Annotated in this window: 14 protein-coding genes and 2 tRNA genes; 8 read left to right on the top strand and 8 right to left on the bottom strand. The window is 69.8% G+C overall.

Features of this window, described 5'->3' with window-relative positions; translation table 11 throughout:
- Positions 1-85 precede the first annotated feature (85 nt).
- The 3 genes from IY392_RS12140 to IY392_RS12150 all read left to right on the top strand — a co-directional run bounded on the left by IY392_RS12140 (position 86) and on the right by IY392_RS12150 (position 2,950).
- Complete coding sequence (locus tag IY392_RS12140; protein WP_182613176.1) at positions 86-568, top strand: GNAT family N-acetyltransferase; 483 nt, start codon at positions 86-88, stop codon at positions 566-568.
- Between the two features lie 40 nt (positions 569-608).
- Positions 609-1,940, top strand: coding sequence for a TrpB-like pyridoxal phosphate-dependent enzyme (locus IY392_RS12145; RefSeq protein WP_107755247.1), 1,332 nt, complete (start codon positions 609-611; stop codon positions 1,938-1,940).
- An 80-nt stretch (positions 1,941-2,020) separates the two neighbouring features.
- On the top strand, positions 2,021-2,950 hold the full coding sequence (locus IY392_RS12150; protein ID WP_107755246.1) for an SDR family oxidoreductase: 930 nt from the start codon (positions 2,021-2,023) through the stop codon (positions 2,948-2,950).
- Positions 2,951-2,984: 34 nt separating this feature from the next.
- Here the strand turns inward: IY392_RS12150 and IY392_RS12155 are convergent, their stop codons facing one another.
- Positions 2,985-4,850: an ABC transporter ATP-binding protein gene (locus tag IY392_RS12155; RefSeq protein ID WP_194861358.1), complete on the bottom strand. Its 1,866-nt coding sequence runs from the start codon at positions 4,848-4,850 to the stop codon at positions 2,985-2,987.
- Positions 4,851-5,105: 255 nt separating this feature from the next.
- On the opposite strand from IY392_RS12155, the gene IY392_RS12160 reads away from it, so the two are divergent.
- Both IY392_RS12160 and IY392_RS12165 read left to right on the top strand, forming a co-directional pair.
- Entirely contained in the window at positions 5,106-6,653 is a 1,548-nt protein-coding gene (locus IY392_RS12160) for a fatty acid desaturase (RefSeq protein ID WP_194305850.1), read from the top strand.
- A gap of 43 nt (positions 6,654-6,696) precedes the next feature.
- Positions 6,697-7,332, top strand: a complete 636-nt coding sequence (locus tag IY392_RS12165) for a TetR/AcrR family transcriptional regulator (protein ID WP_228549348.1) — start codon at positions 6,697-6,699, stop codon at positions 7,330-7,332.
- A gap of 8 nt (positions 7,333-7,340) precedes the next feature.
- Here the strand turns inward: IY392_RS12165 and IY392_RS12170 are convergent, their stop codons facing one another.
- Entirely contained in the window at positions 7,341-8,099 is a 759-nt protein-coding gene (locus IY392_RS12170; protein WP_107755244.1) for a PaaI family thioesterase, read from the bottom strand.
- Positions 8,100-8,111: 12 nt separating this feature from the next.
- Between IY392_RS12170 and IY392_RS12175 the strand changes: the two genes are divergently transcribed.
- Positions 8,112-8,933 (top strand): SDR family oxidoreductase, encoded by an 822-nt coding sequence (locus tag IY392_RS12175; protein WP_228549349.1) that lies wholly within the window; start codon positions 8,112-8,114, stop codon positions 8,931-8,933.
- 12 nt (positions 8,934-8,945) lie between these two features.
- Here the strand turns inward: IY392_RS12175 and IY392_RS12180 are convergent, their stop codons facing one another.
- On the bottom strand, positions 8,946-9,641 hold the full coding sequence (locus IY392_RS12180) for a PaaI family thioesterase (protein ID WP_194861354.1): 696 nt from the start codon (positions 9,639-9,641) through the stop codon (positions 8,946-8,948).
- Between the two features lie 93 nt (positions 9,642-9,734).
- Positions 9,735-11,189 (bottom strand): FAD-dependent oxidoreductase, encoded by a 1,455-nt coding sequence (locus tag IY392_RS12185; protein WP_182628107.1) that lies wholly within the window; start codon positions 11,187-11,189, stop codon positions 9,735-9,737.
- Positions 11,190-11,241: 52 nt separating this feature from the next.
- On the opposite strand from IY392_RS12185, the gene IY392_RS12190 reads away from it, so the two are divergent.
- Together IY392_RS12190 and IY392_RS12195 are read left to right on the top strand one after the other, a co-directional pair.
- A complete protein-coding gene (locus IY392_RS12190; protein WP_194861355.1) occupies positions 11,242-11,796 on the top strand; it encodes a nuclear transport factor 2 family protein in 555 nt (184 codons plus the stop codon).
- Positions 11,797-11,806: 10 nt separating this feature from the next.
- Positions 11,807-12,277: a hypothetical protein gene (locus IY392_RS12195; protein ID WP_107755239.1), complete on the top strand. Its 471-nt coding sequence runs from the start codon at positions 11,807-11,809 to the stop codon at positions 12,275-12,277.
- A gap of 19 nt (positions 12,278-12,296) precedes the next feature.
- On the opposite strand, the gene IY392_RS12200 is transcribed toward IY392_RS12195, so the two are convergent.
- From IY392_RS12200 to IY392_RS12215, 4 genes are all read right to left on the bottom strand, one after another.
- A complete protein-coding gene (locus IY392_RS12200; protein ID WP_194861356.1) occupies positions 12,297-13,529 on the bottom strand; it encodes an MFS transporter in 1,233 nt (410 codons plus the stop codon).
- An 86-nt stretch (positions 13,530-13,615) separates the two neighbouring features.
- A tRNA-Ala gene (locus IY392_RS12205) sits at positions 13,616-13,688 on the bottom strand.
- Positions 13,689-13,747: 59 nt separating this feature from the next.
- A tRNA-Ile gene (locus IY392_RS12210) sits at positions 13,748-13,821 on the bottom strand.
- A 91-nt stretch (positions 13,822-13,912) separates the two neighbouring features.
- The coding region (locus IY392_RS12215; protein WP_194861357.1) for a DUF3566 domain-containing protein at positions 13,913-14,333 on the bottom strand (421 nt) is incomplete at its 5' end.

Raw genomic sequence — 14,333 nt, forward strand, 5'->3', positions numbered from 1 at the left:
GGCCCGGCCGCCGGCTCCGCGCCGCAGCCGTCGGACGACGATCCGGCCGGTGGTTCCCCGGCCGACAAGCCCTGACCTGCAGTTGATGGGTGAGCACGAGTCTCCGTGGCGAGTCGTCGCCTCTCCGCTGACCGGGCTGGGGCCGCTGGACGTCCACGCGCTGTACAAGCTGCGCGTGGACGTCTTCGTCGCCGAGCAGGACTGCCCGTACGCGGAGATCGACGACGTCGATGCCGACCCCGGCACCACGCACCTGATGGCCTGGGCTCGGGCCACCGAGTCCGGACCGGACGAGTTGGTGGCGACCCTGCGCGTGTTCGAATCGGGGGTCCACGGTGGAGTCATGCACCTCGGCCGTGTGTGTACGGTGCCCGGGTGGCGAGGGCGGGGGATCGCCGGTGCCCTGATCCGTCACGGCATCGGGCTCTGCGGCACGACGCCCGTCGAGATAGGCGCCCAGTCCCACCTCGAGGGGTGGTACGAGCAGTTCGGGTTCCTCCGGTGCGGACCGGACTACTTGGATGAACGGATCCCGCACCTGCCCATGCGGCGCGAACTCGTAAGATGAGGTGCGGCTCACCCCTCCCGACATCTTCCGAGGACACCACATGACGTCTGATGCTGCACCGCCGGCCACGGAACCTCTGGTCAAGGCTCTGCTCCCCGAGAGCGAGATGCCGACCCACTGGTACAACATCCAGGCCGACCTGCCCGAGCCGATGGCGCCGCATCTGCACCCCGGCACCAAGGAGCCGCTCGGCCCGGAGGACCTCGCCCCGCTCTTCCCCATGGCGCTCATCGAGCAGGAGGTCACCGGCGAGCGGTACGTCGAGATCCCGGAGGAGGTGCGGGAGATCTACCGCCTGTGGCGGCCCTCGCCCCTCATCCGCGCCCGCCGACTGGAAAAGGCGCTCGATACCTCCGCGAGGATCTTCTACAAGTACGAGGGCACCAGCCCGGTCGGCTCGCACAAGCCCAACACGGCCGTGGCCCAGGCGTACTACAACGCCGCGGAGGGAATCACCAAGCTCACCACCGAGACCGGCGCCGGGCAGTGGGGGGCCTCGCTGGCGTTCGCGGGCCAGGCCTTCGGCATCGAGGTGGAGGTCTGGCAGGTCAAGGCATCGTTCGAGTCCAAGCCGTACCGCCGCATGCTCATGGAGACCTTCGGCGCGTCCGTTCACCCCAGCCCCTCCGACCTGACCGAGGCCGGACGGTCCTTCCTCGCCAAGGACCCCCGGACCCCCGGTTCGCTGGGCATGGCGGTGTCAGAGGCGGTCGAGGTGGCCGCGGGCGATACCGAGGCCCGCTACTCCCTGGGGTCCGTTCTCAACCACGTGTGCCTCCACCAGACGATCATCGGCGAGGAGGCCCTCAAGCAGTTGGGAATGTTCGGCGAGACGGCCCCCGACTTCGTGTTCGGGTGCGCCGGGGGCGGCTCCAACCTCGCCGGTCTGGCGTTCCCCTTCATCCGCGAGAACCTGGCCGGCGCGCGGACGAGGATCGTCGCTGTCGAGCCGTCCGCGTGCCCCTCCATGACCGAGGGTGAGTTCCGCTACGACCACGGGGACGTCGCGGGGCTGACACCGCTCATGAAGATGTACACGCTGGGCCAGGACTTCGTTCCGGACCCCATCCACTCGGGCGGACTGCGATACCACGGGATGGCACCCCTGGTCAGTCACGTCAAGCACCTCGGGCTGCTCGACTCGATCGCGGTGGAACAGAACGTCGCCTTCGCAGCCGGTGTGGAGTTCGCCAAGGCCGAGGGAATCGTCCCCGCGCCCGAGTCCACCCACGCCCTCGCCGGAGCCCTCGACGAGGCCCGCAGGCACACCGGCGAGGCCGGCACGGGCCCGTCCATCGTGATCGGCCTGTCCGGTCACGGCTTCCTCGACCTCCCTGCCTACGAGTCGTACGTCCGCGGCGAGCTGGGCTGACCGACCCGCGCCAGCAGGGCACCGCGCCAACAGAGCCACCCCCGACCCGACCGATCCACTCTCACCACCAGGAGCCACCCATGGTCAACCCGATCGATTTCACCGACCGCGTCGCTATCGTCACCGGTGCCGGCGGCGGCCTCGGCCGCGCGTACGCCCTCGCCCTGGCCGAGCGCGGTGCCAAGGTCGTCGTCAACGACCTCGGCGGTGACGTCCACGGCGAGGGCGGCACGTCCTCACCGGCCCAGCGGGTCGTCGACGAGATCGTCGCGACCGGGGGCGAGGCGATCGTCGACGGCACCGACATCACCGACGAGGCCGCGGTCGACGCGCTGGTCTCCTCGGTCATCGACACGTGGGGACGCATCGACATCCTCATGAACAACGCCGGCATCCTGCGCGACAAGTCGTTCGCCAAGATGGACACCGACGACTTCCGCAAGGTCCTCGAGGTCCACCTCATGGGCTCGGTCAACTGCACCAAGGCCGTCTGGCCCCACATGGCCGAGGCCGGATACGGCCGCATCCTCATGACCACCTCGTCCTCGGGCATCTACGGCAACTTCGGCCAGAGCAACTACGCCGCCGCGAAGTCCGGCCTCGTCGGTCTCATGAACGTCCTGGCCATCGAGGGCGCCAAGAAGAACATCAAGGTCAACTCGATCGCGCCCACGGCCGCCACCCGCATGACCGAGGACCTCCTGCCGCAGCGGGTGCTGGACATCATGGGCCCGGAGACCATCGCACCCGGGGCGCTGTTCATGGTCAGTGAGGAGGCACCCACCAAGACCATCCTCGGTGCCGGCGCCGGGGTGTTCGCGGTCTCGCAGATGGTCGAGAGCCGGGGAATCTATCTCCCGGACAACGCCCGGACCCCGGAGGTCGTGGCCGAGCGGTGGAGCGAGATCGCCGACCTCACCGACGCCCAGACCCTGGAGGGCGCATTCGAGCAGACGTCCAAGTACGCCGCCCTCGCGGCGCGTGAACTGGGGCTGCACCTCGAGAGCTGATCACGCCCTCCCCCGCGCCACCGCGCGGGAGTCGTCACTCCTGGTCGGCGAACTGTGTCTCGTACAGCTCGGTATACCGCCCACCCGCTGCCAGCAACTCGGTGTGGGTGCCCGACTCCACCACGCGGCCGTCCTCCAGCACGAGGATGAGGTCGGCGGCGCGGACGGTGGACAGCCGGTGCGCGATCACCAGCGACGTCCGGTGGGACATTGCCTCGGTCAGGGCCTCCTGGACCGCGGACTCGTTGGTGGAGTCCAACGCGCTGGTGGCCTCGTCGAGGACCACGACGGACGGCTCCGCGATGAGCAGTCTCGCGATGGTCAGTCGCTGGCGCTCGCCGCCTGACAGACGGTACCCGCGGTCTCCGATGACGGTGTCCAGCCCGTCGGGCAGCGAGCGGACCAGGTCCTCCAGCCGCGCCCGGCGCAGGGCGTCCCACACGCGCTCGTCGGTGACCTCCGGGCGGGCGAAGGTCAGATTCGCGCGGATGGTGTCGTGGAAGAGATGGCCGTCCTGGGTGACCATGCCCACCGTCCGGCGCAGTGACGACGAGGTGACCCGACGCACGTCGAGGCCCGCGACCCGCACCGCCCCCGAGTCCACGTCATAGAGGCGCGGAAGCAGCGACGCGATGGTGGACTTGCCCGCGCCGGAGGACCCGACCAGGGCGAGCATCTGACCGGGATCGGCACGGAAGCTGATCCCGTGCAGCACCTCCTGGCCACCGCGGGTGTCGAGCACGGCGACCTCCTCGAGCGAGGCAAGGGACACCTTGTCGGCCAAGGGGTAGGAGAACCGGACGTCGTCGAACTCGATGGCGGCCGGTCCCTCCGGCACGTCGACCGCGTCGGGGGCGTCCTTGAGCAGCGGGTCCAGATCCAGGACCTCGAAGACCCGCTCGAAACTGACGACGGCGGTCACCACGTCCATCGGTGCGTTGGCCAGAGAGGTCAGGGGTCCGTAGAGGCGGGTCAGCAGGAGGGCGAGTGCCACGACGGACCCGGCGTCCATCCCGCCGGACAGGGCGAACCAGCCACCGATGCCGTAGACCAGCGCCAGTGCGAGGGTGGAGACCAGCGTCAGCGAGTTCATGAACACGCTCATCAGCAGCGCGGTCCGGACCCCGATGTCCCGAACGCGGCCCGCGCGGGAGGCGAACTCCGCGGATTCGGCGGCGGGGCGGCCGAAGAGCTTGACCAGGGTCGCGCCACCCGCGTTGAAGCGTTCCGTCATCTGGTCGTTCATCGACGCGTTGAGGTCGGAGGCCTCGCGACGCAGTCTGGCCAGACGCCGGCCCACGTAGCGCGCGGGGAACAGGAACACCGGCAGCAGCAGCACCGACATGAGAGTGAGTTGCCAGTTGATCCCGGCCATCACGACGAGGGTCAGGATGAGCTGGACGAGGTTGGACACGACCCCGGAGAGGGTGTCCGAGAACGCCCGCTGGGCGCCCATGACGTCGTTGTTGAGTCGACTGACCAGCGCGCCCGTGCGGGTTCGCATGAAGAAGGCGACGGGCATGGTCTGGACGTGGTCGAACACCGCACGGCGGAGGTCGAGGATCAGGCCCTCGCCGATCCGGGCCGACCACAATCTGGTCACCACCGCGTTGACCGCTTCGACGACGCCGATCACCGCGATGGCGGCGGCGAGGAGGAACACCACTCGCACGGCGGTGCCGTCCACGATCGCCGTGACGACGCGGCCGGCGAGCAGCGGGGTCACCACGGCGAGTGAGGCGCCGAAGACCGAGAGGATCAGGAACAGGACGATCCGCCTGGTGTGCGGTTTCGCGAACTGTCCGATCCGCCGGAAGTTCTCGCGGGTGAACACGCTGCGGTCGAGCGTGATGTTGTTGTTCTCGGCCCGCATCAGGGTGCGCATGGCGGCCTGCTGCATCGTCACGTCCGCCACTCCTCCTGCGTCGGAGAGGGGGTTTCCGACGACCTGTCGGTACAACCGCGTGTCCGGTGCCCTTATTCCACGGGTGCTGAGCTGACCGGGCCGCCGAGCCGACGACGCAGATGGGTCACGAAGTAGCCACGTCTGGACAAAGTGAGAGATCGTGTCTAGACAACGCCACGGTTTTTGTCTAACCTCGACCACATGAAGTGGCGTATGCCACATCCCGAGCGAACTTCGGAGGTCGTGACGATGTCCAGCACCGAATACATCCGCCCCCGCGGCGGAGCCGATAATCCAGACCGGGACCACATGACGGCTCCCGCGGGGCAGGCCGACTCCCCCGTGGGGGACGCCACCGACGGAGGCGTCGAGCCCTACGCCTGGACCGACGTCAAGCGGTACCTGTGGCTGCTCGGGTTGATCCCTGCCATGGGCCTGTTCCTGTCGATGCCGTTCGTCATCGGGTTCAACTCGCTGGGTCTGGGGTGGGCCGCCACCGCCGCGTGGTTCCTGCTCCCCGTCCTGGTGTACATCGTGATCCCCCTCGGTGACCTGGCGATCGGCGCCGATGGAGAGAACCCGCCGGACGAGGTGATGGACAAGCTCGAGGCCGACCCGTTCTACCGGTGGTGCACCTATCTGTACATCCCCTTCCAGTACGCATCCCTCATCGTCGCCTGCTACCTCTGGACCGCGCAGGACCTGTCGTGGCTCGGGTACGACGGTGGTCTCGGGATCGCGGCGTCGATCGGCGTGGCCTGGACCGTGGCCATCACCGGGGGCATCGGGATCAACACCGCACACGAGCTCGGCCACAAGATCGCCGGGAGCGAGAAGTGGCTGTCCAAGGTCGCCCTGGCCACGACCGGGTACGGGCACTTCTTCATCGAGCACAACCGCGGACACCACGCCCGCGTGGCCACCCCCGAGGATCCGGCCAGCTCTCGCTTCGGCGAGTCGTTCTGGGCGTTTCTCCCGCGCAGCGTCGTCGGTTCCGCACGATCGGCCTGGCACCTCGAGGTCGAGCGTCTCGGCCGTCTGGGCAAGGGGCCGTGGACCATCCGCAACGACAACCTCAACGCGTGGCTCATGACGGTCGTCCTGTTCGGTGGGCTCATCGCGGTGTTCGGCTGGGAGGTCGCGCCGTGGCTCCTCGTGCAGGCGGTCTTCGGCTTCTCGCTGCTGGAGGTCGTCAACTACCTCGAGCACTACGGCCTGAAGCGACAGAAGACGTCTGCCGGCCGCTACCAGCGCTGCCGCCCGGAGCACTCGTGGAACTCCGACCACCTGGTGACGAACATCTTCCTCTACCACCTGCAGCGGCATTCCGATCACCACGCCAACCCGATGCGCCGCTACCAGGTGCTGCGCAGCTTCGAGCAGGCCCCGCAGCTGCCGTCCGGGTACGCCACGATGATGATCCTGGCCTACGTGCCGCCGCTGTGGCGCAAGGTCATGGACAAGCGCGTCCTGGCCCACTACGACGGGGACATCACGCGGGCCAACATCCAGCCGTCCAAGCGTGAGAAGATCCTCGCCCGCTACGGCGTCGACGCGACCCCCGGCGGGACCACCGCGGTGGCGGAGAATGTCCTCGTCGACACCGACATCGCCGCCGACCAGACCTCACCGACCGGCGAGTACGTGTGTCCGAACTGCGGGCACCACTACTCCGAGACCGCCGGTGAGCCCCGCGAGGGCTTCCCTCCCGGTACCCCGTGGTCGGCGATCCCCGCCACCTGGCGGTGCTCGGACTGCGGCGTCCGCGACAAGGTGGACTTCCTGCCCGTGAAGTAGCCCACCACCCCCCGCGGGCATGAGATCAGGAACAATGGACCGCATGCCGCCCCGCCCGTCGACACGTGACCAACGCTCCTCCGGGGACTCCTGGGGGGGGCGTTGGTCGCCCCGCCTCACCGTCTTCGACGCCATGCACCAGCTGCTGGAGTCCCGCGACTGGTCAGCCGTGACCATGTCGGACGTGGCCAAAGCCGCGGGACTGAGCCGGCAGACGCTCTACAGCACCTTCGGCAACCGTCAGGGACTGGCGCAGGCGTATGCGCTCCAGTTGTCGGAGAAGTTCGCCGGTGAGATCCGGGACTCGATCATCAGGCACCCCGGGCAGATCGAGCTCGCCCTGAGTGAGGGGATCAACGGGTTCCTGCGGTCCAGCAGCCGGGATCCGCTGATCCGGGCGCTCGTGACCGGTGACATCAAGCCGGACCTACTGCGTCTGATCACCACCGAGGCCGGGCCGCTCATCGAGCGTGCGACGGAGGTGCTCATGCCGGCGCTGTCGGAGAGCTGGATGCGGATCGAGGCCAGCCAGGCCCGGTTGGCCGCGTCGATCATCGCCCGGATCGGCATCAGTTTCATCTCGCTCCCGCCCGAGGACCCGGACCAGTTGGCCTCGGGCCTGACCGAGGTGATCGCCCCCTACCTACAGAAGGTCGTCCAGGTCGACGTCCAGCAGTAACGGTCCGATCAGGCTCCGTCCCCCACCGTCGACCGCTGATCCGGTCGACCCGGGACCGCGACGCTCGCCTCGAGGAAGAGACCACGGGCCTCCACGCACAACCGCTCCCCCGCGTGGATGGTCGCCTTGGTCCAGGTCTTGCGGCCGTCCACCTCGTCCACCCACGAGCGGAACGTCAGGGGCTTCAGTAGCGGGGTGGGTGAGCGGTAGTCGATCTCGTAGTGGGCGGTCATGCCGTACCGGCCTCCCCAGTGGTTCGCGAACCCCATCATGTGGTCGATGATGAGGGCGCTGATACCGCCGTGAACGCACCCCGGGGGGCCCTGATAGGCCAGTCCGAGCGTGACCTCGGCCGTCACCGAACCGTCATCACACGCGGAGAACCGCACCGGTGGGGCGATCGGGTTCTCCGGCCCGCCGACGGGATTCGCCCTGCGGGAACCGGCGCCCGTCCACATCGTCTCCAGTCGGCGGGCGGGCTCCGGGACGCGCGACTCCAGGAGGTCCGCCACCCCGGCCAACCGATCGGCGATGTCGTCCAACCGGACTTCCGAGTGGGCCAGTCCGGAGATCGCCTCGCGCAGTCTGCGCAGCTCCACCACCGTGCGATCCAGATCGGGATCCGGGGTGGGGAGGTCGGGGACGGGAACGGGATCGAAGGTCTCCCCCAGCCGCTCCCGCATGCTGCTGAGCTGGAAGTCGTCCACGCCCTCGATTCTCGGGAGGGGACCGCGACCGACTTCGGGACTGTCGTTGTTCTGGGCCATACTCTGAAGACTATGTCGACACCCGTCAGAAAAGGACAGTTCGATCCTTCCGCGTACGGTCCCTGGGCTCTGGTCGTGGGCGGCAGCGAGGGGGTGGGGGCCGAGATCGCCCTCCGCCTGGCCGAGGCCGGGATCTCCTCCGTGCTGGTCGCCCGTCGGACCGGACCCCTGTCAGAGACCGCCGGCGAGGTCCGCGCCAGGGGCGTGGAGTGCCGTGAGCTCTCGGTCGACCTCACCGAACCGGGTGCCACTGACGCGATCGCCGCCGCCTGCGACGGCCTCGACGTGGGGCTGGTGGTTCTCAACGCGGGCGCCAACACCTACGGGGCGGAGTTCGCCGAGTCGGACATGGACCGCGTTCAACAGGTGATCGACCTCAACATCACCTCGCCGCTGCGGATCATCCGCCACTTCGCCCCCAGGCTCCGGGACCGCGGTCGGGGCGGCATCGTGGTGATGGGGTCGATGGCCGGTTACCTCGGGCACGCCGACATGAGCATCTACTCGGCCGCCAAGGCGTTCAGCCGGGTCTTCGTGGAGGGCCTCTGGCTGGAGATGCGCGAGCACGGTGTGGACGTGGTCGAGGTGATCCTCGGCGTGACCCGCACCCCGGCCATGATCCGCGCCGGTCTGGACATGGACCTGCCGGGCATGACCGTGAGCGAGCCCGCCGAGGTCGCCGAGGAGGTGCTCGAGTCGATCGGCCGGGGGCCGGTCCACGTCTGCGGAGGGCAGGGCAATCGCGCGGGTGTCGAGTTCAGCTCCGGGGTGGATCGCGGCCGGATCGTGGCCGGGGCGCACAAGCGGATGAAGGCACTGCGCGGGGAGAGCTGACCCCCGCCCGGCTCAGCCCTCGACCGGCCGGTCCCGCTGCGCGTCCGAGATGCCCCTGGGTTCGATGAACAACGCCTCGGCACGCGCGCACAGCGTCTCGCCGGTGTACAGGGTGGCGCTGGACCAGATCTTGCGGCCCTCCACCCGCTCCTGGCGCGCCTCGAACCTCAGGGGTGCATCGAGCGGTGTCGGCGAGGTGTAGATCACCCGGAGGTCGGCGGTCATCCCCACGCTCTTGGCGGCGGCGTTGGCCAGGCCCAGCATCTCGTCGAAGATCAGCGCGACGATCCCGCCGTGCACGCAGCCGGGCGGGCCCTGGTACTCGATGCCCAGTCGCAGATCCGCCCGCACGGTGGCGTCGGGCAACACCATCGGCTCCAACGGAGGGGAGACCGGGTTGCGGCTGCCGATGGCGGGGTTCGAGGCAAGATGCTCGGGGACCCCCCAGGTCACATAGTCCGACGGCCGCACCATGGTGCCGACCGCCTCGAGATGGTCGGCGAGCTCCCGCACCGTCGTGACGGCGTCGTGGACGTCGTCGAAGCGCGACCCCGCCACCAGACCCCGCACCCGGCGCAACTCGCGGGCCAGGTCGGTGGCGCCGGTTGCGTCGTCATCCCAGGGCAGGAACGGGACACCCCTCCCGTCGCCCGGAGCGGTGCCGGTGGTTCCGGGGAGGGGATCGGTGGCGGAGGCATCGGTGGTCACGACAACCGAATCTACTCCGTACTCCCCCGGGCGCCGGGGTCGCCCGCCGCGGGAGACCCACCGGCCCCGTGGCCTCGCCGCCCGGGCGATCGGTCACCTACCGGTTCCCTGCGCCGCCCCGCGCCCGGCGCGGCGGCCGAAGAAGGACCCGTCGCCCAGGGAGGTCCCGGAGATGTACCCCTCGCCGTGCAGCCCGTGGGTGCACCGGCCGGCGGCGAACAGACCGGGGATCGCCTCACCCGCCCGGTCCAGGACCCTCGACTGCAGATCCGTGTGGAGCCCGCCCAGGGTGAAGCCCTGCGCCTTGAGGGGGAGGCCGTTGAAGGAGTCCGGCCCCCCGGCCCCGGTGGGATAGGCACCGAACGGCGGCTCGAGCGGTCGGACCCAGCGCGCGCTCTTGCCGAACTGGGGATCCTCGCCGTTCCGGGCGCCGGCGTTGTATCTGCGCAGGGTGTCGGCCAGCGCCTCCGCCGGCAGCCCGCAGTCCGCGGCGAGCTCCTCGATGGTCTCCGCGGCGTGCATGGGCTGCATCCCCCACAGTTCGCTCTCCGGGACGTCCTCGATGCCCTTCTCGTCGATGATCACCCACACCGGGGGCCGGCGGTGGTGCACGGCGGCGTGGCAGTACAGGCCCGGGTAGACCTCCTCGTTGATGAAGCGCTGGCCGTCGCCGTCGACGAGCATCGCCCCCACCGCCAGGCGGGGGATGATGAGCATCGCCGTCTCGGTCTGGTGCATCCGGCGCACGGCGGCACCCACGTCCATGCCCATCTCGATCCCCGAGCCGTCGTCGCGGCCGTCGGACACCTTGTCCTTGCCGACCTGCTGCGGCGCCCACTGTTCGAGCATGCGGTCGTTGTCGACGAACCCGCCGGTCGCCAGGACAACCCCGCCGGTGGCGCGGTACTCCCGCTCCTCGCCGAACTCCGTCGCCCGCACGCCGACGACCCGTCCGTCGTCCATGATCAACGATCGAGCCCTGACGTCGCAGTGCAGTGTCACCCCCGCCTTCTGCGCGGTGGCCACCAACGCATCCATCAGCACGTTCCCGGCGAAGTTCGGGGCGGGTGGGCGGTGACCACGGGCCGCCGGGCGCGCGATCGAGGCGTAGGGTTCGGCTCGCTCACCCATCCACATCAGGCCCGAGTCGTCGCCCGGCATCCACGTGGGGGTGTCCCACAGCTTGTGGTTGAAGACCGCACCGTGGGCCACCAGCCAGTCGTGGTGCTCGACCGCACCCGCGCAGTAGTCGGCGATCTTGGCCTCGTCCGCGTTCGGACCGAGTGCGGCGGTGAGGAAGGCGCGCATGTCCTCCTCGGAGTCCTCCACGCCGAGCGCCCGCTGGGTGGCGGTGCCCCCGCCCAGGTAGACCTCGCCGCCCGACTGGGAGGACGATCCCCCCGGGCCGGAGGCGCCCTCCAGCACGATGACCGACGACCCGGCCTCCGCGGCCTCGATCGCAGCACACGCGCCCGCGATGCCCATCCCCACCACCACCACGTCCGCCGAGTGCACGGTCGGACGGGTGTCTGAACTCTTGTCCGTCATGCGCCACACTCTACGTGTAACGTGTTCCAGTTCGTGCATTACTGTCGGGTTCATGACCCCGGCTCGCGACCCCGACCGTCTGGACGCACTCGAGGCGAGGCTCGGTGCGACCGAGTCCGCTCTCGCCACGATCCGCGACGAACTGGCCCGGGCCACGGACGAACTCGCGATCCTCAGACTCGTCGCCGACTACTCCCCCAGGGTCGACTCCGGGGACGCCGAGGGGGTCGCCGAGCTCTGGGCCGCCGACGGGGTCTACGACGTGGACACCGGCGTGCTCGAGGGCCACACGGACCTCGCGGGGATGGTGAGCGGTGACGACCACCAGGGTTTGATCGCCCATGGTTGTGGCCACGTGCCCGGCCTGCCGGTGGTCCTCCTCGACGGCGACCGGGCGGTGGCGACCGGGTACACCCAGTTGGTGGTCCGTTCCTCCCGGCCGGGGCGCTACACGGTGACGCGGGTGACGGCGAACAGATGGGAACTCGAGCGTCTCGGTCCGGTGGACGCGCCCGACCGTGGCTGGCGAGTGGTGCTGCGGACCGCCCGGGCGGTCACCGAGGACGGAGAGGGCAGACGCCTGCTCGGCAGATCCCGCGAGGGGTAGCGTGAGACCCATGATCCGCCGACGACCCGCGGTCCCCGACCCCACCCTCCGCGCGGGACGGCTCGCCCTGCTCACCACGTGCGCGGCCCATCTGGGTTTCCAGTCGATGGTCACCTCGGTCGTCTACCCGACGCTGTTCGAGGGCCCGACGCTGGGGATCGGCGAACGCCAGGCCGAACACGCCCGCCGGATCGCTCCGGTGGCCCTGACCCTGTACGCCTCCGGGCTGGGTGCCGCCGCCTGGGCCGCCTACGGATCAGTCCGGTCGCCGGGCCGCGACGGGTTGACCGCCACCGTCGTCGCGTGCCTCACCACCGTCGCCGTGCCGGCCCTCACCGCCGGGGTCGTCCCGCTGCACATGGGGATCGCCCAGGAGCAGGTCACCCGGCACCGCATCCAGACGTTGCTGGCCTCGGACCGGATCCGCACCGGCCTGGCCGCGATCGGGGTGGCGGCCGCCGCCCAGTCACTGAGCAGCTGACTGTCACCGCCGCTGACGGTCACCCCGCCGCTGACGGTCCACTCCCCCGGCCTGGTGGCCGCATCCGGGCCGCCGCCAGCAGAGCACCGACCGCGATCACCGAGACCACCGCCGACATCATGTGGAAGGCGGTGGTGAGGCCGACGACCTCGGCCAGGAGTGCCGCGACGACGGCGGGCACCCCCAGCGACAGGTAGGCCACGACGAACAGGGCGGAGAAGACCTCTCCCCGCGAGCTGGCGGGGGCGTTCTGCGCGACGAGCGACGTGCCCATGAGGAACAGCAACCCCATGCCCACTCCCGCGACCGCCGAACCCACCACGAGCCCGGGCACCGACGCCGCCGCGAGCGCCAGTGAGGCCGCCGCCAACCCCGCGACGAGCGCCACGCCGCCGATGACCACTCCCCTGCGCCACTGTCCCTGACCCGCACGAAGGTTCCACACCAACTGGGCCAGCGCGGCGGCGGCCTGCAGGCAGGCCACCACCAGGCCGGTCACCAGGTAGTCCGATCGTCCGACGAGGCCCTTGGCGATCGCCCCGCCCAGACCGAGGAAGACCCCGCCCACGGACCACGAGGCGATCACGCACACCGCGGCGAGGGCGAAGGCCGGACGAGCCGCGGCGGGCACCGCGACCCGTTGGAGCCGCACCGCGTCCCGGAGGGTCTGAGGGCCGGCGCCCGATGTCTCGGGCACCAGGAACACCACCCCGGCGAGCAGAGCGGCCAGTGCGGCGCCCATCACCACGTACGGGTGGACGAGGGGCGACGACGACGCGGTGGCCACCACGCCGGACAGCAGCACGCCGGCCGCGATCCCGAAATTGGTCGTGGAACTACTGGTGAGCGCACCGACGCGGGCGTTCCTGTCCGGATGCAGTTCGATGATCGCCGCCGCCGCCGATCCGGTGACCAACCCGACGCCCAGGCCCTGTACCACCCGCGCGGCGATCAGCCAGGCCACCGAGGGTGCGGCGGCGAGCCCGGCCATGCTCAACACCAGCAGCACCAGACCGGTGATCACCACGGGCCGACGACCGATCGCGTCCGACAGACGACCCAACAGCAGTAGTGGCACCAGGACGGCCAGTGCGTAGACCGCGTAGACGACCGTGATCATCGTCCCGCCGGTCCCCCACGCCTGCTGGTAGTCGACGTATAGGGGTGACGGCGTCGCGCTCGACATCAGCGCCGCGGTCACGACGAGCGCCATCAGGACGAACGGTGTCCACGAGCGGGGTGTGCTGTCCACGGGCGGTCCTGGGGTCGGGTCCACCACGACCGGAGTCCACACCGGCGTGCACCGGGAGTGGAGTGGAGGGGCGGGAGAGGAGGGAGTGGAGCCTAGGGGATTCGAACCCCTGACATCTGCCTTGCAAAGGCAGCGCTCTACCAACTGAGCTAAGGCCCCCTTCCGCAAAGCGTGAACGCCGGACCGCGGCGGGCGATCCGGCGTCTGCCGTGCGGGGGTGGGCCTAGGAGGACTTGAACCTCCGACCTCCAAATTATCAGTTTGGCGCTCTAACCACCTGAGCTATAGGCCCTCGTACCGAAGCGTTAATCTACCCGACGCCCTCGCCGCCGCCCAAATCGGCGGGTCGGCGCCGGTGGCGGGGTCTCACAGCGGACCACGTCTCAGTACCGACGGTCCCCCAGTGTCACCTGGACCCCACCACCGGTCAGCCCGGCGGCGAGGTTGTAGATGAACACGGCGAGGGTGGCGAGGACGGACAGCAACAGGACGTTGAGCAGACCCACGCCTCCGCTGTAGAGGAAGATCGTCGACGGCCCGATGGCGGCGGCCGATTCGTCACCCGCGACCCCGGAGAGCAGCCCACCGAGCCGGTCCCACACCCCCATGCCGGAGAGCAGCAGGTAGGTGACCCCGATCGCCACCATCCACACCAGGTACAGCGCGAACATCAGCCCGAGCACGGTGGTGAACGCCGACCACGGGTCGATGCGTCGCAGGACGAGCACCGATTCCATGGGGCCGCGTCGCTCAGTCGGCGGGACCATGGGGGCGGCGCGGCCGGCCGCGCCGCCCGAGTGGGCG

Source organism: Dietzia sp. SYD-A1, from assembly GCF_015356725.1.
Taxonomy (GTDB): Bacteria; Actinomycetota; Actinomycetes; order Mycobacteriales; family Mycobacteriaceae; genus Dietzia.